This window comes from Streptomyces pseudovenezuelae (genome assembly GCF_029892565.1).
GTDB classification, from domain to species: domain Bacteria; phylum Actinomycetota; class Actinomycetes; order Streptomycetales; family Streptomycetaceae; genus Streptomyces; species Streptomyces pseudovenezuelae_A.
Map to the genome: position 1 here is coordinate 513,912 of NZ_JARXVH010000004.1, position 16,155 is coordinate 530,066.

11 protein-coding genes are annotated in these 16,155 nt (G+C 70.7%); 4 read left to right on the plus strand and 7 right to left on the minus strand.

Going from position 1 to position 16,155, the window contains the following annotated elements:
• Window positions 1-73: 73 nt before the first annotated feature.
• The 3 genes from M2283_RS15130 to M2283_RS15140 form a co-directional block, all read right to left on the minus strand.
• A complete protein-coding gene (locus tag M2283_RS15130; RefSeq protein WP_280876708.1) occupies window positions 74-1,294 on the minus strand; it encodes a glycosyltransferase in 1,221 nt (406 codons plus the stop codon).
• Window positions 1,295-1,656: 362 nt separating this feature from the next.
• On the minus strand, window positions 1,657-3,423 hold the full coding sequence (locus tag M2283_RS15135; RefSeq protein WP_280876709.1) for a TIGR03767 family metallophosphoesterase: 1,767 nt from the start codon (window positions 3,421-3,423) through the stop codon (window positions 1,657-1,659).
• A gap of 231 nt (window positions 3,424-3,654) precedes the next feature.
• Window positions 3,655-4,101 carry an NUDIX hydrolase gene (locus tag M2283_RS15140; RefSeq protein WP_280876979.1) on the minus strand — a complete coding sequence of 149 codons (447 nt, stop codon included), beginning with the start codon at window positions 4,099-4,101 and terminating at the stop codon, window positions 3,655-3,657.
• An 80-nt stretch (window positions 4,102-4,181) separates the two neighbouring features.
• Between M2283_RS15140 and M2283_RS15145 the strand changes: the two genes are divergently transcribed.
• Window positions 4,182-4,724 carry a CGNR zinc finger domain-containing protein gene (locus tag M2283_RS15145; protein ID WP_280876710.1) on the plus strand — a complete coding sequence of 181 codons (543 nt, stop codon included), beginning with the start codon at window positions 4,182-4,184 and terminating at the stop codon, window positions 4,722-4,724.
• Between the two features lie 165 nt (window positions 4,725-4,889).
• Window positions 4,890-8,180, plus strand: coding sequence for a S8 family serine peptidase (locus M2283_RS15150; protein ID WP_280876711.1), 3,291 nt, complete (start codon window positions 4,890-4,892; stop codon window positions 8,178-8,180).
• Window positions 8,181-8,248: 68 nt separating this feature from the next.
• Here M2283_RS15150 and M2283_RS15155 read toward each other — a convergent pair whose 3' ends face one another.
• Together M2283_RS15155 and M2283_RS15160 are read right to left on the minus strand one after the other, a co-directional pair.
• On the minus strand, window positions 8,249-8,986 hold the full coding sequence (locus M2283_RS15155) for a hypothetical protein (RefSeq protein ID WP_280876712.1): 738 nt from the start codon (window positions 8,984-8,986) through the stop codon (window positions 8,249-8,251).
• Between the two features lies 1 nt (window position 8,987).
• The gene (locus M2283_RS15160) at window positions 8,988-9,515 is read right to left on the minus strand and encodes a sigma-70 family RNA polymerase sigma factor (protein ID WP_280876713.1); all 528 of its coding nucleotides are present in this window, start codon (window positions 9,513-9,515) and stop codon (window positions 8,988-8,990) included.
• 211 nt (window positions 9,516-9,726) lie between these two features.
• Between M2283_RS15160 and M2283_RS15165 the strand changes: the two genes are divergently transcribed.
• Window positions 9,727-10,743 carry an aspartate-semialdehyde dehydrogenase gene (locus M2283_RS15165; protein WP_280876714.1) on the plus strand — a complete coding sequence of 339 codons (1,017 nt, stop codon included), beginning with the start codon at window positions 9,727-9,729 and terminating at the stop codon, window positions 10,741-10,743.
• Between the two features lie 391 nt (window positions 10,744-11,134).
• Complete coding sequence (pepN, locus tag M2283_RS15170) at window positions 11,135-13,708, plus strand: aminopeptidase N (protein WP_280876715.1); 2,574 nt, start codon at window positions 11,135-11,137, stop codon at window positions 13,706-13,708.
• A gap of 75 nt (window positions 13,709-13,783) precedes the next feature.
• Here the strand turns inward: pepN and M2283_RS15175 are convergent, their stop codons facing one another.
• On the minus strand, window positions 13,784-14,542 hold the full coding sequence (locus M2283_RS15175; RefSeq protein WP_280876716.1) for an SDR family NAD(P)-dependent oxidoreductase: 759 nt from the start codon (window positions 14,540-14,542) through the stop codon (window positions 13,784-13,786).
• Between the two features lie 113 nt (window positions 14,543-14,655).
• Complete coding sequence (locus tag M2283_RS15180) at window positions 14,656-16,080, minus strand: sigma-70 family RNA polymerase sigma factor (protein ID WP_432423080.1); 1,425 nt, start codon at window positions 16,078-16,080, stop codon at window positions 14,656-14,658.
• Between the last annotated feature and the right edge of the window lie 75 nt (window positions 16,081-16,155).

Here is a 16,155-nt window from a genome sequence, read left to right on the forward strand (position 1 = left end):
AGGGGAGAGGAGGGGCCGCCGGGCCTTGGGGGACCGGCGGTCCCTCCTCGCGTGCGCGGTGCCGGCCGGTCGGTCAGCCGAGTTCCGGGCTGAGTTCGTCGTGTACGTCGTTGACCACGTGATCGAGCAGGTCGGCGTACGCGGCGATCATGCGGGTACGGCTGAAGCGTTCACGGCCCGCGGCGAGGGCGTCGGAGAGGGCCGCGCGGTCGGTGACGGCGGCGGACCAGGCGAAGGCGATCGCGTCGGGGTCGAAGGGGGTCACGAAGCCGTGTCCGGCGACGATGGACGCGCTGTCGCCGACGTCGGTGGTGACCGGGACCGCGCCGCACATCATGCCCTCGATGAGGCACAGCGGCGCCGCCTCGCCGGAGGACGAGGTGAGGGCGACGACGTCGGAGCCGGCGTAGACGCTCTCCATGTCCTGCCGTACGCCGAGCAGATGGACGCGGTCGCCGAGGGCGGCCCGGTCGGCGCCGAAGGCGAACTCCATGTCGGCCCAGAGGGCGGAGTTGGTGTCGGTCATGCCGGCGCCGCACATCACGACGTGGCCGCCGCCCTCGCGGGCCAGCCAGGCGCGGGCGGCCCGCAGGAAGAGGGAGACGTTCTTCATGGAGGCGTAGCGGGCGGCGAAGACGACGACCGGGGCCGTGGCGGGGATGCCCAGGGAGGTGCGGAAGGCGAGTCTGGCCGCCGGGTCGGGGCGGAAGCGCAGGAGGTCGACGCCGTTGGGGATGACGTGCAGGAGGTCGGCGGGGATGCCGGCGGCCTCGTAGGCGTCGCGGGTGGAGTCGGCGCAGCAGACGCAGGCGACGACCTTGCCCTCGTCGATGGCCGCCTTGAGTTCGTCCAGGGCCGGGCCCTGGTTCTCCGGGTCGGAGCGGTGCAGGCACACCACCACCGGACGGCGCGGCAGGCCCGCCTGGTTGAGGAGCGCCAGGGGCTGCTCCTTGAGGGAGAGGATGACGTCCGCACCGGCCATCGCCCTTGCCGTGTCGGCCAGTTCGGGCCCGGTGAAGACGGACGCGGCGACGGTGCCGTCGACCAGCCCTGCGCTGCGGCCCAGCGAGGTGACGTCGATCCCGCCGGCCGTCAGTGACCGGTAGCAGGCGTCGTCCTCCATCCGCTGGGTCGTGGCCTCCCTGTGCACCTCATCGTGCAGACTCAGCACCCGATGCCACTGCTGGCCGCCCTCGACCAGCCCCAACAGCACATCGCTGTGCACGATCCGGGCTCCTCCGGAGAAGAAACCCTCGTAGACCGACAGCACACGCAGCCCGCGCCTCGTTCGCACACGACCACCCGCCTTGCACCAGATCGAGCCATCCCCGTGAAGCCAGCGGGTTAGCCGATATGAGGCGGTACAGACGTTTCAGACGAATGAACGCGGCGTCTCGTGTCGAAGTCGTCTGCGCTTACTCGGAACCCGTCCGTCCGGCCGCCCCCGTCGCCTCCGCTCCCCCGCCTCCGCCACCTCGCTGACCTGCTGTTTCTTCGCACTCCACAGGCCGCGACGGTTGAGCGACCGGCGCGGCCCAGGGCAAAGAAAACGGCAAGGCCGGTACCCGGACGGACCAGGGTGTAGGCCGTGCGAGCGACCGGGTGAAACAGAGGCCGGAACCGGTCGCTCCGCCTTTCCCGTTCGCCCTCTCCGGGTCAGCCCTTCTTGAGGACCAGCTCCGTGTTGCGGTCGGTGGACTTGCCGCTCAGCACCTTGCCGGCGCCGGGGGCGTTGTAGGAGACCTCGCGGTAGAGGGCGGCCAGGCCCGTCTGGGAGAGGTCGGCGAAGTCGGTCTGGTGCGGGGCCGCGGACTCGACGAGCGTGGTGAACAGGGACAGCGTGCCGTCCTTGTTGTCGGCGATCTCGATGACGCGGGCGAGCTGCGGGTAGTCCACGTGCGAGGCGGTGGAGATCTCCCAGAAGGAACGCCCGTCGGGCGCCGAGTGCGGGGTGATCTCGTTGCGGTGGATGTGGCCGTTCACCCAGGCCAGCACGTTGCGGTGACTGCCGAGCAGCGCGATGACCTCCTGGCCGTTGTGCCGCCGCTCGTTCGGGCGGGCGGGGTCGGCGTGCGAGGTGTTGGTCATCGAGTGGCTGGTGTGGTGGCTGAAGACGACGACGTGCGAGTCGCTGTAGTCCCGCAGTTGCCGGTCCAGCCACTTCAACTGGGCCGAGCCGATGGAGCCTTCGTAGTGGCCGCCCGGGTCGGTGGTGTCGAGGCTGATGCCCACCACGTCGTCGGCGATGCGGAAGGTGTAGTACTGCGTGCCCTCCGCCAGGTTGGCGCTGGAGTAGCCGTGGCCGACCGGGCCGACACCGCGGCGGGCCGGGTCGAGGTGGGCCTTGAGGTAGTCGGTCGCCGTGTAGGGGGCGCGCTTCTCGTCCGGCGTGACCGAGCGCATGTCCCGCGTGTGCGCCTTGAGCAGGTCCCGGAAGGCGAGGCCCTTGGGGTCGTTACCGCTCTTGATGAGCTTCTGGAGCTTCTGCGACTCGGACACGGACAGCGACATGAGCTTCTTGCCGCCGACCGCGAACTCGGCGAGCCAGGAGTCGCCGTGACCGTAGCAGCCCAGCGGCAGGGTGTCGTGGTTGCCGACCGTGGAGTACCAGGGCAGGTTGAGGCCGGGGCTCTGCACCTCGCGGATCGCGGCGTTCAGGTAGCCGCCCAGGTGCGGGAAGCCGAGCTGCTTGTCGCCGTCGCGGATGGTCGAGTCGGGCTGCCAGAACAGCTTGCTGCCGCTGTTCTGAACGCCCTCGTAGTGGCGCGGGTCACCGGTGTTGGGGGTGATCCGGCCGCCGCTCATGATGGTCAGGAACCACTCCAGCTCGGACTTGGCGTTGTTGTCCGTGTTGTCGCCGGTGGTCATGGCGAAGTGCAGCGGGCTGCCGGTGACGGGCGCCCCGCGCAGCGCGTTGACCCGCTCGACCAGCGAGACCGCCCCCTGCACGGTGAGCGCCTCGTGCGGGCGCCAGGCGTGCTGGTCGGCGGAGCGGACGTATTCGAGCCGCATCGGGTGCTGGCTGTCGATCAGGTGCAGGTCGGTCAGCTGCACGAACGCGGCGAGCGCGGTACGGCGTCCGGCGCGGCCCGACTTGGCGGCGGCCAGCTCGCCGCGCACCACGCGGGTCCAGCCGGCGCCGGAACCGAGGCGCCGGTAGCCGGAGTTGGTGCGCGGGGCGGCGACGGAGGCGAGGGTGGTGCCCTTGGTGTAGGGCGCGAGGGGCGCGGCCGGGGCCTGCCGGGAGACGGCGACCGGGGCCTGGTGGGCGGTGCCGCTCGCGGGTGCGGAGGCGGCCTGGCTGTCGGTGGGCCGCAGGGCGTAGCCGACGCCCGCGGAGACGGCCGCCGCTCCGCTGACGGCGAGGACGGTACGGCGGTTGACCGCCGGCTTGGAACCGGCGACAGAGCGTATGCGCGACATGGCGCGATCTCCCCGAGTGCGAACGCGTCGGCAGGGTCGCGGGACGATCGCTGTCGCGAACTTCCCGCTCACTCTGGAGCCTTGGCACCGGGAATGACCTGCGTGTGAACGAGGCCGCAACGCGCAGCGCCGATCACCGTACGTCGATCTTGGACTACCCTCCGCGCCCACGACCGCTCCTCGGACGGCCGGGAGCCGGTCACGCAGTGTTCATCTTGCGGGGTACTGAAGCTATTCCAGCCGTCCTGTCACCGGCCGCTCGCGCCACAGCCGCAGGCCCACGTCGACCAGGGAGACGCGGTCGAGGTCGGCCACCTTCTCCAGTGGATGCCAGGCCGCCAGGTCCGTGGAGCCGCCCACCTCGGGGCGCAGTTCGCCGCCGGTGACGCGACCTTCGTAGACGATGCGTACGCCGTGGTGCTCGACGGTGCGGCCGAAGCGGTGCGGGGAGACGCGGCGGACGGAGTCCGCGCCGAGCAGGGCGGTCACCTCGATGTGGTAGCCGGTCTCCTCCTCTACCTCCCGCAGGACGGTGTCGTAGGGGTCCTCGCCGTGCTCCATGCCGCCGCCGGGCAGCGTCCACTCGGGCCGGCCGTAGCGGTCGGTCCAGCGGGCCAGCAGGATCTGCTCGTCGCGGACGCACACGGCATAGGCCGCCACCCTCAGCTTCTTGCGCACTCTCACACTCCAGTTATAACCGTTGTCCTTGACGTCAGGAGTTAAGGTGGGAGGAAGTAGCCGGTCACAAGGAGCCCCCCATGCCCACCACCCTCCATGACCCGCGCCCCCTGACCGGCGAGCCTCTCGCGCTCGATCTTCTCAACACGCGGTGGGTGGCGGAGGGGTCCCCGCACGATCTGCTCACCGACACCGACGGGCTCGCGCTGTGGCTCGCGGCGAACGGCCTGGAGGGGCGGTTCGCCGTCGACGCGACGACCCTGCGGCACACGCTCGGGGCGCGGGACGCGCTGCGGGCGGCCGTGGACGGGGCGCCGGGCGGCGCGGAGGCGGTCGACGCCGTGCTCGGGCACGGGCGGATCCGGGCCACGCTGACCGCCGAGGGGCCCGGCGAGCGCCCCGAGTTCGCCGACCCGGCGTGGGGTCCGGCCTGGCTGGCCGCGCGCGGCTATCTGGAGCTGCTCACCGCCGCCCCCGACCGGATCCGCGGCTGCGCCCACGAGACCTGCGTCCTGCACTTCTTCGACACCTCGCGCAACGGCACCCGCCGCTGGTGCTCGATGGCCACCTGCGGAAACCGGGCGAAGGCCTCACGGCATTACGCGCGCTCGAAGGAAGTGTGAACCTTGGGATGATTTGCCGGTATTGAGGGTTGTTGACCCCAAAGGGCATCGCGGGTTTTCCCCATACATCCTCATCCTGTCGGTCAACACTTCCCAAACAACTGCCCCTTGGGTAAAGCTGAGCGATCGTTCACGTTCGTTCCTTATTACCTACAAGGGATGCCGATGACCCACACCCCCCAGCGCGATCCGATATCCGGCGGCGCGAGACGCTTGGCCCGCATCGCGGTGGCCGCCGGCCTGGTCACCGCGCTCTCCGCGGCGGGGCCGATACCCATGGCCTTCTCCGCGGACGGCCCGGCCACCACCACCCCGGCCGACGACGTCGTCAAGTCCGCGCACGACAAGCTCGGTTCGGACGACGCGGACCTGCTCGCCGACGCCAAGGCGGCCGGCGACAAGAACGTCACGATGATGATCGCCACCGCCCCGGGCCAGACCGAGCAGGTCGCCAAGGAGCTGGACGCGGTCAGCGGCGGCCTCGTGGGCCGCACGTTCGACAAGGTCGGCTACGTCAGCGCCACCGTCCCCACCGCGAAGGCGGACTCGGCCATCGCCGCCGCCGTCAAGCTCACCTCCGTGCACGGCATCGACCTGCGCGAGGAGATCCCGCTGGACGACCCGAGCACCAAGAGCTCGGGCAAGTCCGCCTCGGCGACCGTGACCTACCCGGCGCCGAGCAAGAAGACCCCCGCCGAGAACCCGTACAACCCGTCCTTCGAGACGGGCGCCGTCGACTTCGTGCAGGACCACCCGAAGGCGGACGGCCGCGGTGTCACCATCGGCATCCTCGACTCGGGCGTGGACCTCGGCCACCCCGCGCTGCAGAAGACCACCACCGGTGAGCGGAAGATCGTCGACTGGGTGACGGCGACCGACCCGATCGCCGACGGTGACGCCACCTGGCGCGGAATGGTCACCTCGGTGTCAGGACCCACCTTCACCTACCAGGGCAGCACCTGGTCGGCGCCCGCCGGCGCGTACCGGGTCAGCGTGTTCAGTGAGAGCGCCACCACGGGCGGCGACGCCGCGGGCGACGCGAACCGCGACGGGGACACCACGGACAAGTGGGGCGTCCTGTACGACGCGGCCGCCGGCACCGTGCGGGTCGACCTCAACAACAACCACGACTTCGGTGACGACACCCCGATGAAGCCGTACAAGGACGGCTTCCAGATCGGGTACTTCGGCACCGACAACCCGGCGACGGACGTCGTCGAGCGGCAGCCGTTCGTCGTCGAGGTCCGCAAGGACGTCGTCTACAACGCGGCCGGCGCGAAGGCCGACTTCGTCAACATCGGCGTCATCGAGTCCGAGCACGGCACACACGTCGCCGGCATCACCTCCGCCAACGGCCTGTTCGGCGGCAAGATGAACGGCGCGGCCCCGGGCGCGAAGATCGTCTCCTCGCGCGCCTGCACCTGGACCGGCGGCTGCACCAACATCGCGCTCACCGAGGGCATGATCGACCTCGTCGTGAACCGCGGTGTCGACATCGTGAACATGTCGATCGGCGGTCTGCCGGCGCTGAACGACGGCAACAACGCACGCTCCGAGCTGTACACGCGGCTCATCGACACCTACGGCGTGCAGCTGGTGATCTCGGCCGGCAACTCCGGTCCGGGCGCCAACACCATCGGTGACCCCGGTCTGGCCGACAAGGTCATCTCGGTCGGCGCGACCATCTCCAAGGAGACCTGGGCCGCCAACTACGGCTCGGCCGTGAAGACCAAGTACGCGATGATGCCGTTCTCCTCGCGCGGTCCGCGTGAGGACGGCGGCTTCACGCCGACCCTGTCCGCGCCGGGTGCCTCGATCAACTCCACCCAGACCTGGCTGCCGGGCGCCCCGGTCGCCGAGGCGGGCTACACGCTGCCGGCCGGCTACTCCATGCTGCAGGGCACGTCGATGGCGTCCCCGCAGGCCGCCGGCGCCTCGGCGCTGCTGCTGTCGGCCGCCAAGCAGAAGAACATCGAGCTGACGCCCCTCACCCTGCGCACGGCCCTGACCTCGACCGCCGACCACATCAAGGGTGTGCAGGCGTACGAGGAGGGCGCGGGCCTCATCAACATCCCTGACGCCTGGGAGTCCATCAAGGACGGCGCCACCGCGCACGACTACGCGGTGAAGGCGCCGGTCGACACCGCGATCGACTTCGCGCTGAAGACGCCGGGCTTCGGCACCGGTCTCTACGACCGCGAGGGCGGCCTGAAGGCCGGCCAGAAGAAGACGTACGACCTCACGATCACCCGTACGTCCGGTGCGGACAAGGCGATCCGGCACGAGCTGCACTTCGAGAACAACGCCGGTGACACCTTCAAGATCCTCGGCTCGGACGAACCGAAGCTGCCGCTGAACCAGCCGGTGACGGTCAAGGTGCAGGCCAACCCGAAGTCCGCGGGCCTCAAGAGCGCGATCCTTGAGCTCGACGACCCGAAGACCGAGGGCCTGGACAAGCAGATCCTCACCACGGTCGTCGTCTCGGCGCCGGTCAAGTACACCTACTCCGCGTCGAGTTCGGTGCAGCGCAACGCCACCCAGTCGTACTTCGTGACCGTGCCCGGGGGCGCCAAGTCGCTGGAGGTCGCGATCGGCGGGCTGAAGGACAAGAGCCAGACCCGGTTCATCGCGATCCACCCGTACGGCGTTCCGGTCGACAACACCTCGACGCCGTTCTGCTACAACAACTACCTCGACGGCAACGGCTGCCGGCCCGACGTGCGTTCGTACGCCGACCCGCAGCCCGGCGTCTGGGAGATCGAGGTCGAGGCGCGCCGCACCTCGCCGCTGCTCGACAACCCGTACAAGCTCAACGTCGCCGCCTACGGCGCGGCCTTCGACCCGGAGACCGTGACCGTGCCCGAGGCGAAGGTCGGCACTCCGGTCGCCGCCTCCTGGAAGGTGACGAACAACTTCGCCGCGATCGACGGCAAGCTGGTCGGCGGCCCGCTCGGCTCCGCCAAGTCGGCCCGCCCGACCATCACGGAGGGCGTGACCCAGACGACCACGGTCGAGGTGCCCGCGGGCGCCAAGTCCCTGGACGTCGCGATAGGCAACGTCTCCGACACCGCCGCCGACCTGGACCTGGTGGTGCTCAACGCCGCGGGCACCGAGGTCGGCAGCTCCGCGGACGGCGACTCGGAGGAGGCCGTCTCGGTGGCCGACCCGGCCGCCGGTACGTACACGGTCCAGGTCATCGGCTACTCGGTGCCGTCCGGCTCCACGGCCTACGACTACCAGGACGTGTTCTTCTCCGCCGCCCTCGGCACGGTCACCGTCGACGAGTCGGTGCCGGTGAAGCTCGCCACGGGCCAGTCGACGACCGTCTCCGCCAGTGTCACCGCCGCGGCGGCCGCCCCGGAGGGCCGCGAGTTCTTCGGCCAGGTCCAGCTGGTGAACGGCAACGGCACGGTCGCGGGCCTCGGCAGCGTGAAGATCGAGAAGGTCACACCGTAGTCAGTGGTACGCCGTAGTCAGTTGATGCGGCGGTGAGGGCGGGCGTCCGGACGGGCGCCCGCCCTTTCTCATTCGCAGGGCACCGCGGCCGCCTCGGGCAGCGCCCGGACGATCCCGGCGTGTTCGCGGGCGACGGACTGCTCGCCGACGACCAGGTAGTCCGCGACGGACGAGTCCCGCGGCAGGCCCACCAGGACGTGCTCGCCCTTGTGCAGGCTCTTCAGGACGGCCCCCTCCTCGATCACGAAGGTGACCTGCTTCGCGGTCTTCACCGGCTTGTACGCGCGGGTCACCGCCAGCGTGATCCGCTGCCGGCCGGAGGTGCCGTGCACCCACGCCGCCTTCGCGACCTCACCCTCGACGACCAGCCGGGCGCAGGCGAGATAGCCGGGGCTGGCGAAGGGAGAGCCATCCTGGGAGCCCCCCTGGGAGTCCGCCGGGGAGTTCGCCGCCTTGTCGCCCGAGTCGCTGCTCGCCGTGCTGGAGGCGCCTCCCGACTGCCCCAGCAGCCAGCCCATCCCCACCAGGACGGTCCCGGCGGCGGCCACGGCCACGGTGGCGAAGGCGAACCTGCGCACCCGGCGCAGGTCGCGGGGCGCCCGTACCGGAACGGGCTTCTCCTTGGGCCGCTGCTCGTCGGCCAGCGCGTGCCCGATGAGCCCCAACTGCTCGCGCAGCAGCGCCACATCGGCCTCCGCCTCGCGGTACTCGGTCATGAAGGCGTCGTCGGTCCGGACCCCCTGCGTGAGAGGCTCCCCCGTGATCGCCGCCATGAGTGCGTCGGTGTCGTTGTGTTCGGCGGTCATCTCACACCACCTCGTCCTCGTGCAGGCGGGCGCGCAGTGCCCGTACCGCCGTGTGCAGCCTGCTCTTGACCGTGCCCTCGGGGATGCCGAGTTCGTCGGCGATCGAGCGGACCGGCAGATCGGCGAAGAACCGCAGGACGAGGACCTGACGCTGGGAGTCGGGCAGCTCGTCCAGGCCCTGGGCGACGGCGAGGGAGAGCACGCTGGTGTCCTCGCCCGAGGGGTGCTCCAGCTGGCGCAGGGAGGCCAGCCGCTCGCCGATCCGCTCCTGGCGGCGCTTGGCGCGATGCCAGTCCATGGCCAGGTTGGAGGCGACGACGGCCGCCCACGCGGACACGTCGCGTGGGGCCTCGTCGCCCTTCGCCGCCCGCTCCAGGAGCCGCAGGCGGACCTGCTGCACCCCGTCCGGCAGGTCCGTCTGCGGTACCCCGCCGAGCGCGAGCACCGCTCTCACCCGACGTTCCTGGGCCGCGTCCAGAGGATCACCGTGATCGTCCCTCTGGGCACGGCGGGCCTTTCTGCGCAGCACAAGCCACCCCCCTCACCGCGTTTCCTCTACGACGCCACAGCACCCGGAAACGTTCGGCGCGGGCCCGGGAAATTTTCTGGAGGCGTACGTCACACCGCGCGGGCGGTGTCCCACTCCTCGGGCATGCGCGGCAAAGAATTGGACAGGCTGACCCGGGTCGGCCGCATGATGGAAACGCCGCAGACGTACAGGAACAGGTAGGGGAGTCGTCGTGAGGGTCGGAATCGTCGGAGCCACCGGTCAGGTCGGCACGGTCATGCGCAGCATCCTCAAGGAGCGGAACTTCCCGCTCGACGAGCTGCGCCTGTTCGCCTCGGCCCGCTCGGCGGGGACGGTCCTGGACGGGGTGACGGTGGAGGACGCGGCCAGTGCCGACTACTCCGGCCTGGACATCGTGCTGTTCTCGGCGGGCGGCGCGACCTCGAAGGCGCTGGCGGAGAAGGTCGCCGCGCAGGGCCCGGTCGTGATCGACAACTCCTCCGCCTGGCGCAGGGACCCGGACGTACCCCTGGTGGTCTCCGAGGTGAACCCGCACGCCATCGTGGACCGCCCCAAGGGCATCATCGCCAACCCGAACTGCACGACGATGGCCGCGATGCCCGTCCTGAAGCCGCTGCACGCGGAGGCGGGCCTGGAGGCGCTGGTCGTCGCGACGTACCAGGCGGTGTCCGGCTCCGGCCTCGCGGGCGTGGCGGAGCTGCACGGCCAGGCGCAGAAGGTCGTGGCCGACGCGGACAAGCTGACCCACGACGGCTCGGCGGTGGACTTCCCCGAGCCGCAGGTCTACAAGCGTCCCATCGCCTTCAACGTGCTCCCGCTCGCCGGCTCGATCGTCGACGACGGCCTGAACGAGACCGACGAGGAGCAGAAGCTCCGCAACGAGTCCCGCAAGATCCTGGAGATCCCCGAGCTGAAGGTCTCCGGCACCTGCGTCCGGGTCCCGGTCTTCTCCGGTCACTCCCTCCAGGTCAACGCCCGTTTCGCGCGCCCCCTCTCGGTCGAGCGCGCCACGGAGCTTCTCGGCGGCGCCCCCGGCGTTGCCCTCTCCGACATCCCCACCCCCCTCCAGGCGGCAGGCCAGGATCCCTCCTACGTCGGCCGCATCCGCTCCGACGAAACGGTCGAGCACGGCCTGGCCCTCTTCATCTCCAACGACAACCTCCGCAAGGGCGCGGCCCTGAACGCGGTACAGATCGCGGAGCTGGTGGCGGCGGAGCTGAAGGGCTGACGCCGGTCGAGCAGTGCGTAAGGGGAGGTCACCTTGAGTGGTGACCGCCCCTTACGCGCACGGGGCGTTCCTCGCCCCCGCCCCTACCCGTCCCGTCCCCAGGTGCTCCGCCCCTTCGACCCCGCCGGTGCTCCGCCCCGGACCCCGCTCCTCAAACGCCGGAGAGGCTGAGTTGTGCGGACCGGAACTCTTAAGCGCCGGTCCGCACAACTCAGCCCGTCCGGCGTTTGAGGACGAGGCCCCTTCAGGGCCGGAGCGGGGGTCTGGGGGCGCAGCCCCCAGGGGACGCGTGCCACCACGCACCCGCAGGCCCCCTGCCGAACCGTCGGAGACAGCCGGTCAGGTCCCGTGGAAGGATGGCGCAACCCACACATAACGAGGAGATGACCGCGTGCCTGGCACAAACCTGACTCGCGAAGAGGCGCGGCAGCGGGCGAAGCTGCTGACCGTTGACTCGTACGAGATCGATCTCGACCTCTCCGGCGCGCAGGAGGGCGGTACCTACCGGTCCGTGACCACGGTGCGCTTCGATGTCGCGGAGGGCGGCAGCGAGTCGTTCATCGACCTGGTCGCCCCGGCGGTCCACGAGGTGACGCTGAACGGCGAGCCGCTGGCGCCCGCCGAGGTGTTCGAGGACTCCCGGATCGCGCTGCCGGGCCTGCTGGAGGGACGCAACGTCCTGCGGGTCGTCGCGGACTGCGCGTACACCAACACCGGTGAGGGCCTGCACCGTTTCGTCGACCCCGTCGACAACCAGGCCTACCTCTACACCCAGTTCGAGGTGCCGGACGCCCGCCGCGTCTTCGCCTCCTTCGAACAGCCCGACCTCAAGGCCACCTTCCGGTTCACCGTGAAGGCGCCGTCCGGCTGGACCGTCATCTCCAACTCGCCGACGCCGGAGCCGAAGGACGACGTCTGGGCGTTCGAGCCGACGCCGCGCATCTCGACGTACATCACGGCGCTGATCGTCGGCCCGTACCACTCCGTGCACAGCGTGTACGAGAAGGACGGGCAGAGCGTGCCGCTCGGCATCTACTGCCGGCCCTCGCTCGCCGAGTTCCTCGACTCCGACGCCATCTTCGAGGTGACCCGGCAGGGCTTCGAGTGGTTCCAGGAGAAGTTCGACTACGCGTACCCGTTCCAGAAGTACGACCAGCTCTTCGTGCCGGAGTTCAACGCGGGCGCGATGGAGAACGCGGGCGCGGTGACCATCCGCGACCAGTACGTCTTCCGCTCCAAGGTGACGGACGCCGCCTACGAGGTGCGCGCCGAGACGATCCTGCACGAGCTGGCCCACATGTGGTTCGGCGACCTGGTCACCATGGAGTGGTGGAACGACCTCTGGCTGAACGAGTCGTTCGCCACCTACACGTCGATCGCCTGCCAGTCGTACCACCCGGACTCCCGGTGGCCGCACTCCTGGACGACGTTCGCCAACTCCATGAAGACGTGGGCCTACCGGCAGGACCAACTGCCCTCCACCCACCCGATCATGGCCGAGATCAACGACCTCGACGACGTGCTCGTCAACTTCGACGGCATCACGTACGCCAAGGGCGCGAGCGTGCTGAAGCAGCTCGTCGCGTACGTCGGGATGGACGAGTTCTTCGCGGGCGTCCAGGCGTACTTCAAGCGGCACGCCTTCGGCAACACCCGCCTGTCCGACCTGCTCGGCGCCCTGGAGGAGACCTCCGGCCGGGATCTGAAGGCCTGGTCGAAGGCGTGGCTGGAGACGGCCGGCATCAACATCCTGCGCCCGGAGATCGAGACGGACGCGGACGGTGTCATCACCGCCTTCGCCGTCCGCCAGGAGGCCCCGGCGCTCCCGGCCGGCGCCAAGGGCGAGCCGACCCTGCGCCCGCACCGCATCGCCGTCGGCCTGTACGAACTCGACGAGGACACCGGCAAGTTGGTGCGCGACGAGCGCGTCGAGCTGGACGTGGACGGTGAGTTGACGGCCGTACCGCAGCTGGTCGGCAAGCGCCGCCCGGACGTGATCCTGCTCAACGACGACGACCTGTCGTACGCCAAGGTCCGCCTGGACGAGCAGTCGCTGGCCTACGTCACCGAGCACCTCGGCGACTTCGAGTCCTCCCTCCCGCGCGCCCTGTGCTGGGCCTCGGCCTGGGACATGACCCGGGACGCGGAGCTCGCCACCCGCGACTACCTCTCCCTCGTCCTGTCGGGCATCGGCAAGGAGTCCGACATCGGTGTCGTGCAGTCGCTGCACCGCCAGGTGAAGCTGGCGATCGAGCTGTACGCCGACCCCTCCACCCGCGAGGCTCTGCTGACCCGTTGGACCGACGCGACGCTGGCCCATCTGCGGTCCGCCGAGGCGGGCGGCGACCACCAGCTGGCGTGGGCGCGGGCGTTCGCGGCGACCGCCCGTACGCCGGAGCAACTGGACCTGCTGGACGCCCTGTTGGAGGGCACGCAGACGATCGAGGGCCTGGCCGTCGACACCGAGCTGCGCTGGGCGTTCGTGCAGCGCCTCGCCGCGGTCGGCCGCTTCGACGACGCGGAGATCGCCGGCGAGTACGAGCGGGACAAGACCGCGGCCGGCGAGCGGCACGCGGCCAGCGCCCGTTCGGCCCGCCCGACCCCGGAGGCGAAGGCGGAGGCCTGGGCGTCGGTCGTCGAGTCCGACAAGCTGCCGAACGCCGTCCAGGAGGCGGTCATCGGCGGCTTCGTCCAGACCGACCAGCGCGAGCTGCTCGCGCCGTACACGGAGAAGTTCTTCGAGGCGGCGGGCGAGGTCTGGGAGTCCCGTTCGCACGAGATGGCCCAGCAGATCGTGATCGGCCTCTACCCGTCGATCCAGGTCGCGCAGGACACCCTGGACCGCACGGACGCCTGGCTGGCCTCCGCCGAGCCGGGCGCGTCGCTGCGTCGCCTGATCTCCGAGTCCCGCGCGGGCGTGGAGCGGGCGCTGAAGGCACAGGCGGCGGACGCGGCCGCCCAGTAGTCCGCCGCTCGTCGTACGACGAGGAAGGGGCGCCCGGCACAGTGCCGGGCGCCCCTTCCTCATGTGCTCGCCCGCTCAGCGCGGGACCATCCCGCCGGTCACGTTGACGAAGGTGCCGGTGATGCCGGCCGCGTGGTCGGAGGCGACGAAGACGGCGGTGGCGGCGACCTCGGCGAGGGTGGGGTTGCGGCGGGTCATCCGCATCCCGGCGAGGCCCTGCACGATGCCCGCCACGGCGGCCTCGTCGATGGCCGGGTTGACCGCGGACAGCTTCTCCACGGTGAACGTCTCCGGCACGCCGGCCGCCCACAGCCCCACGGCCCGCACCCCGCTCGGTCCCAGCTCCACCGCCAGATTGCGTACGAGGGTGTCGATCGCGGCATCGGCGGGTCCCGTGCCGCCCATCATCGGACTGCCGTGTGCGGAGGCGCTGTTGAGGGTGAGGATGACGCCGGAGCCGCGCTGGGCCATCCGGCGGCCGGCGGCGCGGGCGGTGATGAAGTTGGCGCGGGCGCCGTTGAGCACCGGCCGCAGGAAGTCGTCGACGGCCAGGTCGGTGAGCGGGGCGCCCTGCACATCGCCGCGGCTGACCAGGTTGAACGAGATGTCGATGTCCCCGACCGACTCGGCGTGCGCCTCCACCGCCGCCTCGTCGAGGGCGTCGACCACCGCGATCTCGGCGTCCTTGAGATCCGCGGCGGCCGCCTCCAGCGTCTGCCGGGTGCGTCCGACGAGGTGGACCCGGGCGCCCTCGGCGGCGAAGGCACGGGCCACGGCCGAGCCGATGGAACCGCCGGCGCCGTAGATGATCGCGGTCTTGTCGGTGAGCAGCATGGTGATCTCCTTGAGGCGTACGAACTGTTCCGTACGGCGTGTTCCGTACGAGTCGGCAATACAGACGCACGCCGCCGGGATCACTCATCGGTCGCTCGCCGGTCCCCCATCGGTCAGAGCTTGAGGGGCAGTCCGAAGGCCGGGAACAGGTGCGGCTCGAAGGACATGACCTCCACGATCCGGTCGTCGGCGTCGAAGCGCAGCACGTCGAGGACCTGGGCGCGGTAGACGTTCGTACCGGGCCTGCGGACGTAACCTCCGCACGCCAGCTGGCCGTTGGCGCGGGCGGGCAGGCTGCGCCAGTGGCCCAGGAACATCGGGGAAGCCGGGTCGAGGCTGGGCCGGATGAAGTCGATGAGGGCGTCGCGGCCGGTGAACCAGAAGGGGTTCGGCGGCATGGTGAGCGTGACGTCCTTGCTGAGCAGGTCGGCCATCGCGGTGAAGTCGAGGCGTTCGACGGCGGCCATGTACCCCTGCAGGACGGCGCGTTGGGCATCGGTGGGCGCGGCGGCGGTCCAGTCGCCGCGCCGGTCGGGCAGGTGGTCGCGCAGGGTGGGGCGGGCGCGCTGCAGGGCGCTGTTGGCCGAGGCCACGGTCAGGTCGAGCGCTTCGGCGGTCTCGGCGGCGGTCAGCCCGAGCACGTCCCGCAGGACCAGCACGGCGCGCTGGCGGGGCGGCAGGTGCTGGATGGCGGCGAGGAAGACCAGCTCAAGGGTCTCCTTGCCGACGGCGGCGGCTTCCGGCTGCTCCTCCGCCGAGGGCAACTCGTCGTCGGGATAGGGCTGTAGCCAGGTCAGCCGGGCCGGGGCCTCGCCGGTGCCGTGGTTCATGCCGGGGATCGGCTCGTAGCGCTGCGGGCGGCGGGCGGTACGGCGCTGGAAGTCGAGACAGGCGTTGGTGGCGATCCGGTACAGCCAGGTCCGCGCGCTGGCCCGCCCCTCGAAGGCGTCCCTCGCCCGCCAGGCCCGCAGGAACGTCTCCTGCACGAGGTCCTCGGCGTCGTCGTACGAGCCCGACATGCGGTAACAGTGCACCTGGATCTCACGGCGGTGGGACTCGGTGAGGGCGGCGAAGTCGGTCTCGGTGAGGGCGAGTTGGGGGGCAGAGGCTGCTGAGGCGGAGGCTGCTGAGGCGGAGACTTTCGTCACGGGGGCCGGACTGACTGAGGTTTCCGCCCCAGAGGCTACCGTCGCAGACGTTTCCGTCACGGACCGCAGCGTGACGGTTTCCCGTGCGGTGTCCCGTGCCGTGCGGGCCACGCGCCGGAGCCGGGCGACGGCCGACGACAGTTCCGTCACGCCGGAGTAGAAGACGGAAGGCGGCTGCGGCACCAGCTCCTCCACCTGCCGCCCGATCTCCTTGATCAGCCCGTGCACACTCGGCCCGGCGTCCCCCTGCCGCTCCCGGTAGGCCTTCTGCCGGCAGGCGGCGGAACAGTAGACGGAACTGCGGCCCGTACGGCCGTTGCGAGCAGGCAGCGGCTTCGCACAGACCGCACACAGATCGGCAACCACGGGCACCTCCGGGAATTGCGTCACGCGGGGACACGGTGACGCTATCGCGAGGGGACGAAGTGGGAGGTGGCCCGTCGGGGGAATGGTGTCGCGGGGGCG

Bases quoted from the DNA above. Each gene is read 5' to 3' on its own strand.
- M2283_RS15135 (WP_280876709.1), bottom strand. From the start codon at position 3,423: ATGTCGCGCATACGCTCTGTCGCCGGTTCCAAGCCGGCGGTCAACCGC.
- M2283_RS15175 (WP_280876716.1), bottom strand. From the start codon at position 14,542: ATGCTGCTCACCGACAAGACCGCGATCATCTACGGCGCCGGCGGTTCC.
- M2283_RS15150 (WP_280876711.1), top strand. From the start codon at position 4,890: ATGACCCACACCCCCCAGCGCGATCCGATATCCGGCGGCGCGAGACGC.
- M2283_RS15145 (WP_280876710.1), top strand. From the start codon at position 4,182: ATGCCCACCACCCTCCATGACCCGCGCCCCCTGACCGGCGAGCCTCTC.
- M2283_RS15155 (WP_280876712.1), bottom strand. From the start codon at position 8,986: ATGACCGCCGAACACAACGACACCGACGCACTCATGGCGGCGATCACG.